Origin of the sequence: Oscillatoria salina IIICB1 (assembly GCF_020144665.1) — a bacterium.
Taxonomy (GTDB): domain Bacteria; phylum Cyanobacteriota; class Cyanobacteriia; order Cyanobacteriales; family SIO1D9; genus IIICB1.
In genome coordinates this window covers 10,007-31,592 of sequence record NZ_JAAHBQ010000002.1, presented here as the reverse complement: position 1 = coordinate 31,592, position 21,586 = coordinate 10,007, and the positions used below count along the sequence as shown (strand labels likewise).

The following is a 21,586-nucleotide window of genomic DNA, read 5'->3' as shown; positions in this document are numbered from 1 at the left end:
ATAAAACTCAAAAAAGTAAGCGCAATATATGCGGCTATATGTCAACATATTGAGCGTCTAGAGGCAACTTGACTGTGCCTGCAAGAGGAAAGAGAACTACTTGTGAATCCCCTCCCTTTAGCAACGCGGAGGGAGGGGAGTAGTCAAATTAGCCATAAATCCAGATTGTCAGCTTCTGGTCATTACCACAGAAAAGATAATTTGTCAACTATTTGTCAACAATCTTCATCGCCGCCGGATTGGGAGCAATTTAGTTCTTGCTCCTAACTTCCCTAACACCCACCCCTTCTAGCTTTCAGCAAGGAAGTCGAGTCAACCTACTCACAAATACTGAACGACCAAACTCTCAAATCCCTCTTAAATCAGTAAAACTAACTACTACTTAAGTAATCTTACAGATAGAAAAATTACCGTTGTTTCTCTTTAATAAATCTTAATTGGAAAAGCCATAACTATTACTCTCATTCTCAAAACTCTTTCGGTGGATAAGCTTTCAATTTACATCAATTTTCCTTGATTATGCTTCAACTCAGTATTAACCACAGTTGCTCGACTTACTTCATCAAATTTTCAAGTAACTTATTTAACAAATCGTCAAAAAATCAACATAAAACTTTATCAAATTTTGAAATTTTTTCCGTAAATTCCCCCTTAACAGCGACCCCCCAAGAAGAGATGGTAAAGTGACAGGGTGCAGGAAAAATTCATGTCTACCGAAGATTTCTTTCAACAAGAATCAACTACTTTTTCTTCAAACCACTTCTCAACAATTCCGGAAAATTTGCCTGAGACTCTCAATCTCATGCAACTGGAAAATTCCCGCCAATTTTCAGCGACATACTCACGAGAAATAATTAGCGAAAATTCTTTAACTATTTCTCAAGAAAATTTGCCAACTTTAGAAACCGGATTGTTGCCAAATCTGACAAACAAACTAATTTATCAAGCGAAAACATGGCAACTGGAAACCCCGGAAACTCCTCACCAACAGGGACAAGAACGAGCGAATTTTCAGGGAAACCACACCCCAATTGATGAGTTAACCGGAATCACCCCAATAAGATCAAATACATTGGGACCAAACCACACCCCAATTGATGAGTTAACTGGAATCGCCCAAATAACCTCAAAAACATCGGAATTAAACCACACCACAATCGACAACAAACCAACCACCCCCAATCAAACCCTCCAAACAGGAATAACCACAGCCCTCACCCACCTAACCAACTTTACCAATCAACCAAACTCTACCACTAAACTACAACAAATCTTCCCCAACATACCCGAATCAATCGATAACCTCATCAACCAAGCAATCAACACAATTACCATCATCGATAGTAACAGCTTTCCAGCCAACGGTGCATATAGTATTGAAACAAACACCATCTACATATCCCAACAATTCCTCACACTTAACTCTAGCAACCCAGAAACAATAGCTACTGTCATTATCGAAGAAATCGGACATTATATAGACGCATATCTCAACCCGAAAGACACCCCAGGAGACGAAGGAGAAATCTTTGCATCTTTAGTAACCAAAAAAACCTTAAGCGACAGCGAATTACTCCGCATCAAAACCGAAGACGACACTACTACAATCACTCTCAACAATCAGCAAATAACCATCGAACAAAATCCCACCACAGTCCCCGGTTTAAAAGCAGAATACTTCAATAACTTAGACTTAACTGACTATCAATTTACACGTACAGATAATCAAATCGACTTCGACTGGTCAACCGACACACCCGACCCTAATATAGAAAATGATACCTGGAGCGTACGCTGGACGGGACAAATTGAAGCCTTATATACAGAAGAATACACCTTCACCAGCGCTGCTGACGATGGAATGCGTGTCTGGATAAATAATCAACTCATAATTGATAACTGGGATGACGGAGATGAAGGTTCCAGTACGCGTACCAAAACAGGTACAATTAATCTTGTAGCAGGAGAAAAAGCTGACATCAAAGTCGAATATCGCGATCGCTGGTGGACAGCTAATGCACAATTATATTGGGAAAGTATCTCACAAACACAACAAATCGTTCCAGAATCAGCATTTTCATATACATTTACCCCACCCCCACCACCAGGAAACGGAACAGGTTTAAAAGCAGAATACTTTGATAATCTAGACTTAACTAACCCAATACTTACCCGTACAGATAATCAAATTAACTTCGACTGGTCAACCGACACACCCGACCCTAACATAGAAAATGATACCTGGAGTGTACGCTGGACGGGACAAATTGAAGCCTTATATACAGAAGAATACACCTTCACCAGTGCTGCAGACGATGGAATGCGCGTTTGGATAAATAATCAACTCATAATTGATAACTGGGACGACGGAGACGAAGGTTCCAGTACGCGTACCAAAACAGGTACAATTAATCTTGTAGCAGGAGAAAAAGCTGACATCAAAGTCGAATATTATGACCGTTGGTGGACAGCTAACGCACAACTATACTGGGAAAGTACCAATCAATTTCGCGAAATCATACCCCAAAGTCAATTATACGAACCAGAAACCCTACCACCCCCACCACCAGGAAACGGAACGGGTTTAACAGCAGAATACTTCGATAACCTTGACTTTAGCAACCACAAATTTACTCGTACCGACCCCATTGTAGACTTTAGCTGGGGTAACAGTCCTCCAGATACCTCAATGGGAAACGATACCTTTAGTATCCGTTGGACGGGACAAATCGAACCACTATATTCTCAAACCTATACCTTTACCACCAATAGCGACGACGGAGTTCGTTTGTGGTTGAATGATAATTTAATTATCGATAACTGGACAGATAACGCAAATAGTGGTACTGGTACGATTGACTTAAGCGCTGGGGAAAAATACGACCTTAAATTAGAATACTACGATCGCTGGGGCGAGGCGAAAATCGATTTAAAATGGTCGAGTGATTCTCAAGCTGTAGAAGTTATTCCTACTACCCAACTTTATCCTACAGCAACAACAACTATCTTACCCGATGCAGTAACTCAGGTACCGGGAAATAACGGTGAAATTATCAACACTACCGTCACCGTTACCGCTAGAGATGCTTCCACAAGTAACGAATATGGTTTCTTTTTAGTTGACGACCCCTCCGGACGGGTTGATAATTTATTACCAGGAGATGTCGGTTATGCAGCAGCAGCATTAGCATCATCGAGACGTTTATTAACTTTAACTAATAACGAAACTACAGCTACAGTCGCATTGAATAGTGGTAGTTATTTGGGGACATATTTAATTGGTAACGGTACGACTGCGGAATTTTTCGCCCAAAATCCTGATAATCTTTTATCAGGAGAACCCAAAGTTTACTTTTCTTTAACTGCGGCTAATCCTGATTCATCAGACCATAATAATCAAACAACTATTAATGAGTATCAGTTTACCCAAGCTTGGGAAGATTTAGTTTATAACGGAGATTACGATTTTAACGACTTAATCGTTCAAATTGATTTTGAACAACCAGTAAATAATTCTCCTAATCTTGAAATTAATAATGTAACTGTGGTTGAGTCGGATAGCGAAACCACTGATGCAGTTTTTACAGTTAGTTTAGATTCTCCTAGTAATGAAACTGTTACTGTAGATTTTACCACTGTTGATGATACGGCAAGAGCAGGTGAAGATTATCTAACTACCAGTGGAACAATTACCTTTAATCCTGGTGAAACCACGCAAAATATTACGGTTTCTATTCTTGATGATTTAGTTGCAGAATCAACTGAAAGTTTTCAGATTAATTTAAGTAATTCTCTTAATGCAGTTATTGAAGATAACCAGGGTTTAGGAACAATTATCGATGATGATGAATTACCAAGTCTAAGTATAAATGACATCAGTACCATTGAAGGAGATGGGGAACCAAATCAACTACAATTTACAGTTAATCTTTCTCTTGCTAGTAATGAAAATGTAACCGTAGATTTCACTACCATTGACGATACAGCAATAGCAGGATCAGATTATCAAGCAATTAATGGGACGCTAACATTTGTACCGGGAGAAACCAGTAAAACCATTACAGTTGAAATTCTTGGTGACACCGAAGACGAATTAGATGAAACCCTTACACTTCAACTTAGTAATTCCACTAATGCAGTTATTGAAGATAATCTGGGTTTAGGAACAATTATCGATGATGATGATGAATTACCAAGAATAAGTGTAAGCGCTCTCAGTACCATTGAAGGAGATGGGGAACCAAATCAACTACAATTTACAGTTAATCTTTCTCTTGCTAGTAATGAAAATGTAACCGTAGATTTCACTACCATTGACGATACAGCAATAGCAGGATCAGATTATCAAGCAGTCAATGGGACGCTAACATTTGAACCTGGAGAAACTACGAAAATCATTGCAGTTGAGATTATTGGTGACATCGAAGACGAATTAGATGAAACCCTTACACTTCAGCTTACAAATCCTAGTAATGCAGTTATTGAAGATAGTTTTGGTATAGGGACAATTATCGATGACGACCAATTAATTAACAACGAAATCATCTTAAGCGAAGATAGCAATTTCCAGACCACCTACCAACAAACATTAGAGATTCCCGCCAACCCATCTCAATTAAGCTTTAGCTTCGCCGACCTCAATTTTGACACTTCAGACCTAAACTTCATTAACGATGCCTTTGAAGCCGCTTTAGTAGACTCTGAGGGCAATTCTCTAGTACATACCATTGGAGAAACAAAAAACGCTTTTATCAACTTTACCGAAAGTCAAGCCCCCAAACTAGCTGACGGTGTAACCCTAGACAATACCACCGTCACCGTCAACCTCTCTTATTTAGAACCCCAAACCCCAGCCACCTTAATTCTGCGCTTAATTAACGACGACAGCGATACCACCACCTCAGTACGCATTACCAATATCGAACTCCAACCCAGTGACAGCACGATTGTACCCACCGTCACCCCAACAATCGAAACAGCCAGCGATCGCCAAATTATCGACTTTAACTTACTCAGCGACGTTTCTCCTAGTATTCTAAGCGAATACGGACAAACTTCATTTAACCCCCAAACCCAGATTCTCAGCGTCGAACTAGGATTAAATAATGCTGGTACTTACTGGTTTAACTCTCCCTTACTCGTAGCGGTAACTCAAATCAGCGACCCTAGTATTCAAGTCTTGAAAGCCGATGGTACGACTCCAGAAGGACTACCATACTACGATTTTAGTAACTTAGTAACTGAAGGTACTTTAGCACCCTCCCAATCAACCGCATCTCAACTAATTCACTTCTTTAATCCCGAAAACATTCAATTTACCTATGAATTAGTAGTTCTCTCTCAACTTAATGTCGCGCCAATTATTGAGTCTAAACCAAACAAAGAAATTTTAGGTGGACAACCTTACAGCTATCAGGTAATCGCAACCGATGCCAACGATGACGAACTAAGCTACTCTTTATTAGTAGCACCTTTAGGGATGACAATTGACCCAGCTACAGGTTTAATTAATTGGCAAACCAATCTTGCAGATGTAGCTAATCATTCTTTGGTTATTGAAGTTAGCGATAGTAAAGGTGGTAAGACGCAGCAAAACTTTACCTTAGCTGTATTAGGAGATACACCAAATCGACCACCTAATTTTACTTCTACCCCGGTAGTGGATGCGTGGATTAATCAGCCTTACAATTACGATGCAGATGCCATTGACCCCGACCAAGATAACTTAAATTACAGTATTATCAAAGGACCAGATGGACTAACAGTTAACTCCCAAACAGGTAATGTCGAATGGACACCACCAGCAGTAGTCGTCTTAGGAGATACCGTACTCGGTCAAATTAGCTTACCAGGAGAACAAGACGAATTCAGCTTTAGCGGAAGTCGAGGACAGCGTATTTACTTCGACCCCTTAAGATTTAGTGGGAGTACATATGATTGGGATTTTCAAGTTTTTAGTCCCAGTGGGGAGCAGTTAGTTAATACAGATTTAAGCTACTATAACAACAAACTGCTAACGCTACCGGAAAACGGAAACTATCGGGTTGTCGTTTCTACCTCCGACGATACCACAGGTAATTACGGCTTTAGCGTTATCGATATCGCTCAAGTCCCCGTAGCCGAGTTAGATAGCTTAATTGAAGGTCAACTTGCTCCCGGTTCCGAAGACGATATTTACCGCTTTACAGCAAGTGTGGGACAAAAGCTATTCATCGACCAAATCAGCAATAGTGGTAGTTTAGACTGGGTACTTTATGGTCCCGACAATCAAGTAGTTTCCAGCAGTAATTACAGCGATATGGAGCTATATTTACCTGAAGACGGGGAATATTTGCTCTCGTTAAGAGGAAAATCTAGCTTCACGAGTAATGTTGAATACGCTTTTGAGATAATTACCCCAGATGAGGTCGAGAATGAGATAAGTATTGGTTCTCATCTAGCCCCTGTAGTCGTCACAGATGCAATTGCCGAAAAAGGGGAAGAAGACCTTTATACTTTTACAGGAACACCCGGACAGCGCCTTTATTTCGACCGTTACTTCCGTAACTCTACTAATTCCTACTCACATACAGCTTCAATTATTAGTCCCAGTGGTGAAGAGATTCTTGGCTATATCTTCAGCTCTAGCGACCCAGAACCCCTGACACTCAAAGAAGCAGGAACTTATACTGTTATTATTGACGCTGTTTCCGAATATACAGGCAGTTACAGCTTCAGTCTTTTAGACCCAGATTTAGCCACGGAAATCGACCTCGATACCAACATTAGCGGTACGATTGAACCAGGTCAAGCAACCCATGCCTATCAGTTTAATGGTACAGCAGGACAGCACCTCTATTTTGATAGCGTAGGCGGTACGAGTTATACGAACTGGACGCTTTATGATTCAGGTAATAACCAACTAACTACAGCTTACTTTAATCGCGACCTGGAAATTGTTCTTGATGATAGCGATACTTATACCCTACTAATTCAGGGAGATAATAGTAGCAGTGCAGTTAACTATAATTTCACCGTAATTACTCCCGATACCGTAACCGCACCCTTAAACTTAGACACTACAGTTACAGGTGCAATTAGCGAAAAAGGCGAACAAGATGTTTATACTTTCACAGGAACTCAAGGACAGCACCTCTTCCTCGATACCTTAATTGATACTTCCAACCTTAATGCCACTTTACTAGACCCCAGTGGGAATTCGGTTTTCAATACCTCAATGTATGCAGATTCCTATCGAGACCCAGTTATCTTACCAGAATCGGGAACTTATCAACTAATTATCGATGGTACACGAGAAGCCACTGCCAACTATAGTTTCCGTCTTACCGATTTAACTGCCGCACCGATTCTAGATTTAGAAACTCCTACCAGTGGTATCATCGAACCAGGTTCGGAAATAAAAGTATATCGTCTCAATGCCAATTCTGGAGAACGGCTTTATTTTCAAGGACAAGCTAGTAGTTATAACCCCAACTGGTTATTATACTCTCCTGGTAATGAAGAATTAATTAACCGACAGCTTGACCAAGATTTTGAGTATGTTTTCTCCAGTGATGGCGTTTACTACCTAATTTTACGCGGTGATGGTAGCACCAGCGATCGCTTCGATTACACTTTACAGGTAATTCCCTCTACCGATACCACCTCTTCCCTCAACCCGAACACTTTAGTTAGCGCTGAGATTACCACACTAGGGGAACAGCATAACTATACCTTTACAGGTAACGCTGGTCAGCAGCTTTATTTTAATGCTATAGCCGGAGATAGTAACCTCACAGCTATCTTACGCAATCCTAGCGGGAATATAGTTTGGAGTGGAACAACTGCTGACGATAGCATCCCCATTATCCTCACCAGCGACAGTACCTACGAGTTGAATATTGATGGTAAAAATGAGGCTACGGGTAGCTACAACTTCAAATTACTTACAGCTGCTGCACCTTTGAGTCTCAGTAGCCCCACAAGTGGTAGTATATCCGCTCAGGAAACAGCCCTTTATCAGTTTAATGGTACAGCAGGACAGCAGCTTAGTTTCGAGAATTTAACTGCGGTAGCTGGGGCTGAGTGGACTATCTACTCTCAAGTACCTCTGCTAAATGGTACTACAGTAATTGATTCTGATTCGTTTGATAGTAATCTTGCTGTCGTCTTACCTAGTAACGGTAGCTATACCCTCGCAGTGCGAAATTTGAGCGAAACCCAACTTAATTATGAGTTCCAGGTTATCGATACCTCAACTGCACCCATTGGAAATAATGGAGTAGAAACCCTTCATAGTGGTAATATTGCCGTGGCTGGGGAAGTAGATAACTATACTTTTACGGCGGATGCTGGAACTTTGGTTTACTTCGACGGACAGCAGGGTAGTAATATTGTTGTGAAACTATCTGCTCCTGATGGTAGTAATGTCTTTAATGGTAAATATGCCAGTTATGACGATGGAGCATTTTTCCTCGCACAAACTGGTACTTATACCCTAGAAGTTAATGGTACTGGCTCAAATACAGGTAACTATAGCTTCAAACTGGTAGAGCTAACTAATGCTTCCAACTTAAATCTTAATACCATCACTAATGTTCCTTTAGTAGCTAAGGAAACCAAAGCTTATCAGTTTACGGGTACTGTCGGTCAAAAAATCCACTTTGATGGTTTGAATGAAAGTAATCCCTCGATTACAGCGAGATTACTTAATGCTAACGGTCGGCAGATTGCTTATATAAGTGACTTGAGGAGTAATATCGACTTACAAACTCTTCCTGGTAACGGTACTTACTACCTAATTCTTCAATCTAATAGCACTTCAACTAAGACTGCTAGCTTCCAAATTCTTGACGATAACAATGCTACACCTTTAATACTCGATAGCGAAATTTCTGGTGACTTTGGTACGAGTAAGCGCGAGTCACAACTTTATAAGTTTACAGCTAATGCAGGACAGCGCCTTTATTTTGACCATAGTGAAGGAGACTACTATTACTCACTCTATGCACCCGACGGGAAAAAGTTATTTGACAGCAATTTCTCTTCTGACTATGAAATAGATATATTACCCAGTGATGGCGAATATACTTTAGTAGTTTCTGGTTATGGCTATAGCAACGATAACTACCGTTTGCGGGTAGTTACACCGGATGAGATAACTACTCCAATGACGGTAAATAATACGGTTACTGGCGAACTATTAGAACTTGGAGAACAACATATTTATACCTTCACTGGTAACAATAATCAACGTTTGTTCTTTGATAGTTTAACAGGGACGGGAGGGATAACTGCTCAACTTTTTAGCCCCAGTGGAAAAACAGTTATCTCCACTAACGTCAATAGCGATGAAGAACCAGTAATGCTTTCAGAAACAGGTACTTATCGCTTAGTAATTGATGGGAGATGGGACGATATCGGTACTTACAGTTTCCGTCTTCTAGACTGGACTTCCACAACACCTATTAGTTTCGATACACCTATTTCTGGTGACTTTGGTTTATCTCAGCGTGAAACTCATCTTTATCGCTTCTCTGGTACAGAAGGACAAGAACTTTTCTTTAACCAAACCGCAGGTGGCTACTGGAATTATTACATTCTTTATGGGACTGATGGAAAACAAGTTTTTAACCAAAGATTAAGTTCCGATAAAGAACTAACTTTACCGTACACTGGCGATTATATTCTGGCTTTACAGGGTCGAGGTTCTAGCAATGATACTTATGAATTAGAGATTGTTACTCCTGAATCTCTTACTAACACTTTAACCTTCGGCGAAACCATTAGTTCTAGTATTAGCGAAGCGGGGGAAACAGATAGCTATACCTTGGCTGGAACTCCCGGACAAATCCTTTATTTCGATAGCTTATTTGCTAGTTCTTATTCCATTAACGCCCAACTATTTACCCCTTCTGGTAAGCAACTTTGGAATCAAGTTGTGGGCGGAGACCGTCAACCATTTATTTTACCAGAAGTTGGGACTTATACCCTCAAGATTGCTAGAGAATCTACTAACAACGATATCACTGATAGTTATAGTTTCCGCCTACTCGATTTTAGCCAAGCAACACCAGTAAACTTTGATACTTCTCTCTCAGGTAATTTTGGTTTATCTCAGCGCGAAACCCATCTTTATACTTTAACTGGTACAGAAGGACAAGAACTCTTCTTTGACAGGACCCAAGGCGATTATTATAATCGTTATACTCTTTACGACCAGTTTGGTCAAATCATCCTCGACCAACATTTAGATAGAGATAAGGAAGTAATTTTACCAAATGATGGAACTTATTATTTAGCTTTACGTTCCTTTGGTGATAGTAATGATAATTATCAATTAGAAGTAGTCACTCCATCTGCTTTGGTTACTCCTTTAAATTACGGGGAAACTATTAGCAGCGAAATTACCGAACCAGGAGAACGAGACCTCTATAATTTCACCGGAACTGAAGGAGAAGTTTTGTACTTCGATAGTTTGAAGTATCAAGGAACTCTCCGGGCTAAATTAATAGCACAAGATGGGAAAGAAATTTGGAATCAATATGTAATAAATGACAAAGTACCTTTTGTTTTGCCGTCAAGCGGAACTTACACTTTAGAAATTAATGCTACTGAAAATAATGACGAAACTGGTAGTTATGATTTCCGGTTGTTGAACTTTGCTGAAGCAACAGAATTAACTTTGGATTCTACTATCTCTGGAGATTTTTCAGCAAGTCAGCGCGAGACGGTTTTGTATCGTTTTATAGGTAATGAAGGAGATTATTTGTACTTCGATAGTGTAGCGGGTAGTAGCAATGATTATTACACTCTTTACAATGCAGATAGAAGAGTTTTCAACCAAAGACTATCTCACGATTCGGAGTTAGAGTTAACTGTAACTGGCGAGTATATTTTGGCTTTACGTTCTGATGGTTCTGAACTAGATAATTACAAACTCAAAATTAATACGCCCGAACTGATAGCAACTACTTTAACTTTAGGCGAGGCTATTAATAGCGAAATTAGCGAATCTGGAGAGAAGGATACTTATACTTTTGTTGGGGCTGTCGGACAAAAATTGTTCTTTGATACTATTGAGGGAAATAGTAGTCTCAAAGCTCGTTTATTTAGTCCGACTGACTTAGAAGTTATTGATAATCATCTTGGGGGAGATTGGCAACCTTTTACTTTAACTGAAGCAGGAACTTATCGTCTGGAAATTGATGGTAGTAATAATATTATTGGGGATTATGGGTTTGTTTTGAGGGATCGCTCTTTTACTACTCCCTTAGAACTCAATACCCCCACTACAGGAACCTTAGAGTTGGGTAACGATGTCGATATCTATCGCTTTGAAGGACGAATTGGTCAGGTATTAAACTTTGATTTGGACGCACAGCAGTGGAGTAATGCTAACTGGGTACTTTATCAGCCGGATAATCGAGTTTTAGTTCAACCATCTGGAAATCAACCTGACTTTAAAGCAACTTTACCTTCTGATGGTTTATATACTCTGGCAATATCTGGTAGCAGCAACTCACCAGTCAGCTATGATTTTCAGGTGATAGAAGAGACTCAAATGCCTGTTATTAGTGATGGTTTGAATGTCGTCGAATCGGGAACTATAAGTGAAGGAAATGTAGACGAGTATACCTTCACTGCCAATGCCGGAACGAAAATTTTCTATGACAGTCAGACAAACACGCCGGGACATATCAGAACATCTCTAATCGCACCCGATAATAGCTATGTTGTTAACAATAGTTATTCAAGTTCCGATTGGTTGCAAATATTAGAGCAAACCGGAGAGTATAAGTTACAGGTTTCTAGTACAAACAATACGACAACAGATGACTATCAATTCCAACTTTTAGAGTTACCAAAGGATTTAACTTCCACTGCCTTAAATCCCCTAGAACTCAATAGTATTGTGGCTGGAGAAGCGAATCCCAGTTTGTCAGCTAACATCTACAGTTTTGAAGGGAATATAGGTCAGCAGATACTCTTTAACCAGATCGATGGCTGGAGCGAACTTGCTACCCTCTACAATCCTAACGGGAGTAAGGTTTTCTCTCGTTATTTACAACAGAAGGATAGCGAAATAATCACCTTGACTCAAGAGGGAATGTACCACCTACTAATTCAAGGAAGGGAATCGCAGCCACAAGATTATTCATTTCAAATGTTAGATTTTGGTTTCGGTTTGAACTCGAATTTCAACGTTCCCGTAAGCGGCTTTTTACCATCCGGTCAACAAGGAGAAGTTTATAAATTCATGGGAACCGAGGGAACGCGTTTATTTTTCGACTCTATCAAAGGAACTAGCACGAACTACTGGAAATTATACGGACCAGATAACGTCATTGTCGATTTCGAGCGACTAGATCTAGACTTTGAGGTCGAACTACCATCAGACGGCAGCTACACCCTCTACATTGAGGGTGGAAATTCTGCCAGTGCTGTAGATTACGAATTCCGAATTATCAACCACGATGACAGCATCGACATCATCACTCCAGGTACGGGAGAAAGAGGTAGCAGTGAGGAAGAAAATCAAGCCATCTTCCCAGTTCGAGTTCAAGTAGAAGACGAACATGGCGATCTCGATGTTCAGGAGTATAATATTCGTGTTGGGGCAGATCCAGATAATGCCGCACCCGCAATTATCAGTACGCCACCTTCCCGATACGGATTAAATCAAAAGGCGTATCGCTACCAAATCGAAGCGGTAGATCCTGATCGTGACGAACTCGCATATCAGTTACTCGAAGGACCTAACGGTGCAGTTGTTAGCAGAGAAACCGGGGAAGTAATCTGGTTTCCAGAATCGGTACAACCGGGAGACAGTGCTACATTCACCGTAGCGGTAACCGACGGACGGGGTGGTACCGACTCTCAAAGCTTTACCGTGGATGTCGAAGGTGCTTTGGGCAAGATTCAGGGAGCTGTATTTGAAGATTTAAACAACAACGGCTATCGCGATACTACCTTGGTCAAAGGCGACAATCCAGATCTTGTCTTTGTCATCGACGTTTCTGGTAGTACGGGTGGGGATTTCGTCGATTGGGAAACAGCGGACATAGAAACTGTAGCAGAAGAGCCGATGGGTATTTTAGGCATGGAAATAGCAACCGCCGTAGCTCTTTCAGAACAGTTAATTCTGCAAGGTCGCGGCGATACTGTCAAAATCGGCGTAATTCCTTTTAATAATGGCGCTTCGATCTTAGACATGAACCCCGCGACACCAGAAGTTGATTTATATACGACACCCCTCGCAGATAACGACAATAACGGGATAAGAGATTTGCGTCAAGTTATCAATGGTCTGAGTGCTGAAGGCGGTACTAATTTTACTTCTGGTTTGGAAGTAGCCCAGGGTTGGCTTGACAGTCTCTCTGGCGACCCGAACATCATTTTCCTCTCCGATGGTTTTGGTGGTTTAAACGTAGAAATAGTTGAGGAATTAAACGCAGATAACGTCAACATCACTGCCTTCGGTATCGGTAGTGGTGCGGAAATAAGTCAACTGCGAAGAATCGACCCGGATGCTATCCAAGTTACCGACCCGCAAGAGATTATCGATATATTCAGTGGCTGGGATAATCGCTACACTACCGAACCTTTGATAGAGGGCGTTACTGTCTATCTGGATTTGAACGATAACGGCGAATTAGACTTTGGCGAACCGCAACAAGTAACCCAGAAAAATAATACCGAATCGCTATTGGGTTCGACTCCTTTTTACTTCAATTTTGACAACTTGCTGCCTGGGGAGTACAAATTACGACAAGTTATTCCTAACGGTTATGCAGAAACTGCACCGTCGAGCGGAGTTTGGACTGATACGATTACGACTGAGGGCGAAACTATAGGTCATTTATTTGGTCTTCATCAAATTAGCGACCCTCCTAATGCCGCTCCTGTATTTACTAGCACGGTTCCTACTGATAGCATCAAGATTGGCAATACGCTGCAATATCTAGCCTCGGCTATAGATGTAGATGCAGATATAGTTAGCTACGATTTGACTTTAAAACCGGAGGGGATGACCGTCGATGAAGAAACGGGTACTCTGCTTTGGAAGCCGACGGTAGAACAGGTAGGAACCTTTAATGCGATTCTGCGCGTTAGCGATGGGAAGGGCGGTCAGGATTTACAGTATTTAGCTGTGGAGACAATTCTTCCTAATAATGCCCCTGTCTTCACTTCGGTCTTACCGGAGAATGCTAACGCTAAAGTAGGACGGCAATTTAAATATCAAGCAGTAGCTATCGATGCCGATGGCGACTCTTTAACCTATTCCCTAAATAACGCACCAAGCACGGTTACGATTGATGCAGAAACAGGGCTGTTGAGTTGGACTCCAACTACAGTCGTCGATAACCTTGAATTTGAGATTAAGGCGACAGACGATCGCGCTGCCTCCACTGTACAAAAAATTAATCTGACGGTAAATCCCGCACCTTTATTGCCACCTTTGAATTTAGATACGGTTCCCCAAACTGCGGTGAAAATCGGCTCGGCTTATACTTATCAATTACCATCGGGTTTCAATTATCATCTCACTGCCGCTCCAGAGGGCATGACCGTGTCTGAAAGTGGTTTAGTGAGTTGGAACCCCACACAAAGTGAAATCGGTCTTCACGATGTCGTTATCGAGGTCACAGACAACAATGGCGATCGCGTCCTACAGTCTTGGCAAGTAGAGGTTTCTAACCTCGGCGTAAATCGTCTCCCGGTAATTATTACTACCACTGACCCGAATTTTGCTAATCAGCCACCCGAAATTCTCAGCAGTCCCCGGATGGAGACTCGCAGTGGCAAAACGTATCTCTATCAATTGGCAGATGCGGTAGACCCAGACGGAGATTCTTTGACTTTCGAGTTGATTTCTGGACCGTCGGGAATGGAAATAACTCAAAGCGGTTTACTCAATTGGTCGCCAACTCCAGATGACTTCGGCTACCATAATCTCGCAGTAGCCATCAGCGACGGACAATGGCAAACAGTACAATCTTGGAGTTTATTTGTCAGCAACCAAACAACCAACCGACCCCCAAGCATCACTTCCGTACCGAAAACAGTAACCAATATCGAACGACTTTACCAATATCAATTAGAAAGTTTTGATCCCGATGGAGACTTAATGCTTTGGAGTTTAGACGAAGCACCTACGGGAATGGTTGTCAATCCAGAGACAGGAATGTTAACCTGGCAGCCAAAGAGCGCGCAAATCGGTACTCATCCCGTCTCGGTAAGAGTTACAGATACCGAAGGGACCTATGTAGGTCAAGGGTTTGAGTTGCGCGTCACGGGGATTAATACACCACCACAGATTGTTTCTACTCCTATTACCCAAGCATCTCCACAACAAAACTACACCTACCAAATAATCGCCACCGACCCCGAAAACGACACTTTAGAATTCGCTTTAGGGCTTCACCCAGCCGGAATGCACATCGATGCAAAGACAGGTTTAATCGAATGGTTACCTACGGCCGACCAATTAGGAGAAGTTACAGTCGAAGTATTAGTCACAGACACCCAAGGTGCGACCAATCGTCAGAATTATACCCTCGTCGTCTCGGAAGAAGCAGCAGTAAATAACGCTCCAGTTATTGTTTCTACTCCCGTGTATCGCCTTGATGTGGCTTCGGTTTATAGTTACGATGTGGATGCCACGGACCCGGATGGAGATAGTTTAACCTATCAGTTAATTTCCGCTCCCGAAGGATTAGTATTAAATGAAGAGACGGGAGAGGTTAGTTGGTCAAATCCCACCTTGGGAAATCATTCAGTAGTCGTAGGAGCAACGGATGGTAATCTGGGAGCAGCCCAAGGCTTCATCCTCACAGTAAGCGAAAATGCCGCCCCCATCTTTAACGATACTTCCATACCCCCAACAGCAGCGACCCCTGGAAAGCTTTATAGTTACGACATCAAAGCTACCGACCCCAATGGCGAACAACTACACTATAGCTTGGATGAGGAGTCAAGAGCTTTAGGCATGGTAGTAGACCAAGAAGGGCGCTTACGCTGGACTCCCACACCAGCAGATACCGGGTCTCATGAGGTGACTATTAGCGTCGCTGATGGCACACTAGAGACCGTAGAGCAGACATTTACCTTGACTGTGGTGGCAGATACCATTGCTCCAGTAGTGGATTTACGTCCCTTGAGCGGTTATTATCTTTCTGGGGAGGATTATTTAGCCCAACTCGGTGAGGAAGTAACCTTTAGCGTTAAAGCCACAGACAACATTAACGTCACAGGATTACAATTAAGTGTCGATGGTGTAGCAATTCCCCTCGATGGTAATGGCATTACCTCAGTATCTTTCAATACCATCGGTGAAACAACTCTCACAGCTTTAGCAGTAGACGCAGCCGGGAACACTGGCTACGCTACACTTGAATTACTCGTACAAGATTTTAACGATGTCTCCCCCCCAGTAGCAATTTTAGCCCCCCAGATTAGCGACAATCCGATTACAGCCCCCACAGACATTATCGGTACCGTAACCGATGAGGGAGAGGTAGAGTACATCCTCGAAGTAGCACCCCAAAAAGGTGGCGAATTTGTAGAAATAGCCAGGGGGGATAGTGCAGTCAATGACGGTAAGTTGGGCAAATTAGATACCTCATTATTAGAGAATGGTAGTTACATCCTACGTTTGACGGCAACCGATAGTGGTGGTAATAGTGCCATTGACGAGGTAATTGTTGATGTAACTGGGGAGTTGAAGCTGGGTAACTTCCAATTATCCTTTACCGACTTAGAAATCCCGGTAGCGGGGATTCCCATATCGCTGACGAGGACTTATGATAGTTTAGGTGCTAATCGAAGTGATAACTTTGGTTATGGTTGGCGTTTGGAGTTTCGCGATACAGATTTACAAACTTCGGCACGAAAACGTACCGCACAAGAAGAATTATTAGGCATAGAGAGTGCATTTTCATCAGGGGAGAAGGTTTATCTAACGCTTCCTGGTGGAGAACGAACCGGCTTTACATTTAAACCCAAGGGTAGTATTCTCAATCAATATTTACTGGGTTTTCTCGGTTCTGGGGCTGCTTCAGGACTGATGTATCATCCGGAGTTTGTCGCCGATGATGGCAGCGATTTGACTTTGAGAGTGAAAAATGCACAGAATACTTATTTAATTCGCAAAGCGGGTAGTGATGAGTATGTCGAGGTAGCAAGTGCGGTTCCCTATAATCCCGCAGCCACGCGTTTTGGTGGGGTTTATATTTTAGAGACTGGTGATGGTGTTGAGTATGAGATTGATGCAGATAGTGGCGATTTAATTACGGTTACGGATACGAATGATAATCAGTTGAGTTTTAGTGAGGGAGGGATTTTCTCAGATACGGGAGTTGGAATTACGTTTGAGAGGGATAATCTTGGTCGGATTGTGGGGGTTGTTGACCCAGAGGGGAATAAGATTAAGTATGAGTATGATTTGTCGGGTGATTTAGTTGGGGTTATTGATAGGTCCGGGAATAGGACTGGGTTTGAGTATGATGAGGAGAGGAAGCATTATTTAACTGAGATTATCGACCCGTTGGGAAGAAGTGGGGTGAGAAGTGAGTATGATCAAGAGGGTCGCTTAAAGAGGATTATTGATGTTAATGGGGAAGCAGTAGAGTTAGTATATGACCCGGATAATTCGCTACAGACAGTACGGGATGTATTTGGTAATGAGACTATCTATGAGTATGATGAGCGGGGTAATGTTGTTACCGAGATTGATGCGGTTGGGTTAGTTACTCAGCGTAGTTATGATGATGATAATAATTTGAAGACGGAAACTCTGATTACGGATGAGAGTGGAGTTGAGGGTTGGACTACTAGGTATAGTTATGATGAAGATGGGAATAAGTTGAGTGAGACTGATGCGTTAGGGAATGTGACTCGCTGGACTTACAATAAATTTGGGGATGTTCTGACTAAAACTAATCCTCTTGGTTACACAACTACTAATACTTACGATAGTAAAGGTAATCTTCTTACTGAAACTAACGCTGAAGGTGAAACAAGAAAGCGAGTTTACGATGTTAAAGGAAATATTACTTCTCTGATTGATGCAGAAGGTAGAGAAACTAAATTTGAATATGACTTATTTGGTCAAGTTACTCATCAAATTGACACATTAGGAAATGAGACAACTTATACTTATAATGCCAATGGTATCCCACTGAGTGAAACCAAAACAGTAACTACTGCTGAAGGTATTCAGACACAAACAACTAGCTGGACTTACGATACAGAAGGTAACGTCATTTCTGAGACTCGTCCTTCTGGTGATATTGTTCAATATGAATACGATTCATTGGGTAATCGAATTGCCAGTGTTGAGGTTGGAGTAAATAATAATCGTCGTACCGAATATGAATACGACAATAAAAATCAGGTCACTAAAGTCTTATATCCTGATGGCACATCTGAAAGTTTTATTTACGATGAAGCGGGAAGAGAAATTGCTATTATTGATGCTGCTGGTCACACTACCAACTTTATTTATGATCCTTTAGGACGAGTCATAGAAACTATTTATGCAGATAATACCCCTGAAGATTTAAATGACAGTCCTAGAAGTAAAACTGAATACGACCAAGTGGGTCGAGTAGTTGCTGCTATTGACGAATTAGGCAATCGCACTGAATATAAGTATGATGCAGTAGGTCGTCTAATTTTAGTTCGTAATGCGGAAGGAAATGAAACCAAGTATACTTATAACGCTGCGGGTAGGCGATTAACCGAGACTGATGCTCGAAATTATACAACCGAATTTATTTATGACAAAGTAGGTCGCTTAGTAAAAACTAAATTCGCTGATGGCACGTTTACAACTACTGCTTATAATGATGTTAATTTCATAGCTTCTGAAACCAATCAAGCAGGTCAGACAACCTACTTCACTTACGACGATTTAGATAGGTTAATTGAAGTTATTCATCCTGATGAAACCCCTTCTAATCTTTTAGATAACCCCAGAACCAAAACTGAATACGACGAACTAGGTAGAACAACTGCTTCTCTTGACGAATTGGGTAATCGCACCGAATACGAATACGATCTCGTAGGTCGTCAAACCCTGGTTCGTGATGCAGAAGGAAATGAAATAACTTATACCTATGATAATGCGGGAAATCTTTTCACTGAAACTGACCCTAATGGTCATACCACTCGATTTGTTTACGATGAATTAGACCGTCTCAAAGAAACTCATTTTCATGATGGTACCTATATAACTACTACCTACAATGAATTAGGACAAGAAATTGCCACTACCGACCAAGCAGGAAAGACAACCCAATTTGAATATAATTCTCTAGGTAGACTAACAGCAGTCATCGACGCAGCAGGACAAAGAACAGAATATACCTACGACCTTGCAGGAAACCATATTGCTACTAAGGATGCCAACAACCATCTGACTCAATATGAATACGATGAACTAAACCGTCGTACACTCACCATCTTACCAATGAGTCAACACTCAGAAACTACTTACGATGAAGTAGGTAATGTAATTAGCTTTACTGACTTTAACGGCGACACCATTGAATACGAATACAATGAACTAAACCAATTAACCACCAAAGAATTCCCAAATAATACCTCAATTGAATATACCTACACACCCACAGGTCAAATAAAAACTGTTACCGACTCTTTAGGTACGACAACCTATGATTATGATGTTCGAGACCGTTTAATCGAACAAATCAACCCAGATTCTCAATTCATTCGCTATACATATGATGATGCTGGTAATCGCACTAGAGTTATCACCAATAGTGATACAGTTACCTACACCTACAACCAAAATAACAGACTAGAAACTGTTACTAGCTCTTTGGGAACAACTCAATATAGTTACGATGCTGCTGGTAATCTTATTCAAACTGAATTTCCCAATAATACAGCCGAGATTCGTACCTACGATGATTTGAATCGCTTAAACTTCTTGAAAAATCTTGCTCTTGATCCTGATACAGGAGAAGAAACAGGCATAATTTCTAGCTATGACTACACTTTAGATAATATAGGAAATCGAATTGCTGTAGAAGAAGATAATGGTCGCATTGTTAATTACGATTACGATGACCTTTATCGCTTAACTCAAGAAGCAATTACTGATGGAGGAATGGTTCGCACTATTGATTACACATACGATGCAGTAGGTAATCGTTTGAGTCGTGATGATTCTCAGTTAGGGTTAACCACCTACATTTACAATGACAATGACTGGTTATTGAGCGAAGAAATTAATGGAGAAGTAACTACCTATACCTACGATAATAATGGTAATACTCTATCCCAACTTAAAGATGTTAACGAGCAAACAATTTACACCTGGGATTACGAAAACCACTTGCAGAGTGCAGAAATAACTACCGATACTGGTACGACTGTTACAGAATACAAATATAATACTGATGGAGTAAGGATAGCATCTATTGTCGATGGTGTAGAAACTCGCTATCTGGTTGATGCTAACCATCAGTATGCTCAAGTGTTAGAAGAATATACGACCGATGGTACAGTTGAAGTGGCTTATGTTTACGGACATGACTTAATTTCTCAGGTCAGAGATGATCAGGAGTCGTTCTATCATGTAGACGGATTGGGTAGTACCAGAGCTTTAAGTGATGCTAGTGGTAATGTTAGTGATGTTTATATTTATGATGCTTACGGTAATGTAATTAGTTCGTCTGGTAGTACGGTTAATAGTTATCTGTATACTGGAGAACAGTATGACTCGAATTTAGAGGATTACTATTTAAGGGCAAGGTATTACGACCCAAGCATCGGAAGATTTACTGCTAGAGATCCGTTTGAGGGATGGTTGAGTGAACCTTTGTCTTTGGCTAAGTATCCTTATGTTCATGGTAATCCGGTTAATGCGACCGATCCTAGTGGACTTTTTCTGCTTGATCTTAAGACGGCTTTATCTATTGCAACTCAATTAGCTTCTAGAGCAACTCAATTAGCTTTTAGAACAACAGCAACAACAACATTAGCTGTTTATATTGCTCATCAAGTAAATCTGGCTATTAGTCGAGCAAAAGTTAAAACTTGTGCTGTTACAGGCGATAAAAATTGTTCCACTGGTATTCCTATTGTTTTTTATGGACAGACATTCAATGGTCTTCCTCTTTATGAAACTACAGAACATATAAGAACTGCTATAATATTCGACCAAAGACCAGCAGTCGTTAGTGCTTATTCTAAAAAACCTAGCGACCATGGCTCAGACGGATGGTACAAAAACAAGGGAAAATGCAGGGAAAAAGCTCAATATAAAGAGAAAGTAAGGAGGGAAAAAGGAATAAATATTGTCAATAGACAGATAGGTTGTGATGAATATCCTTTCAATCGGGTTGAACAAGGCGGGCTAAAAAATTATAATGCGGGATTAGTATCGCTTAGATTAGTTCCAGTCACAGAATCCCCTCCTCAAGGACAGCTGATGAATGACCAACAGTTAAAAAAAGCTGGAGTTGTCAAGGGAGATCCTTTTAAAAAATGGTTTGGTGTTGTTCCCGTACTAGAACTACCTCAATCATTTTGGCGTAAAGCCAATATAAATAGATGATTTAGATAAATATTCAAG

Annotated in this window: 1 protein-coding gene; it reads left to right on the top strand. The window is 41.1% G+C overall.

Features of this window, described 5'->3' with window-relative positions; all coding sequences use genetic code 11:
* Window positions 1–706: 706 nt before the first annotated feature.
* Complete coding sequence (locus tag G3T18_RS00350) at window positions 707–21,568, top strand: PA14 domain-containing protein (RefSeq protein WP_224408522.1); 20,862 nt, start codon at window positions 707–709, stop codon at window positions 21,566–21,568.
* The last annotated feature ends 18 nt before the right edge of the window (window positions 21,569–21,586 follow it).

Excerpts from the sequence above, each read along its gene's own strand:
- G3T18_RS00350 (WP_224408522.1), top strand. The coding sequence starts at position 707 with ATGTCTACCGAAGATTTCTTTCAACAAGAATCAACTACTTTTTCTTCA.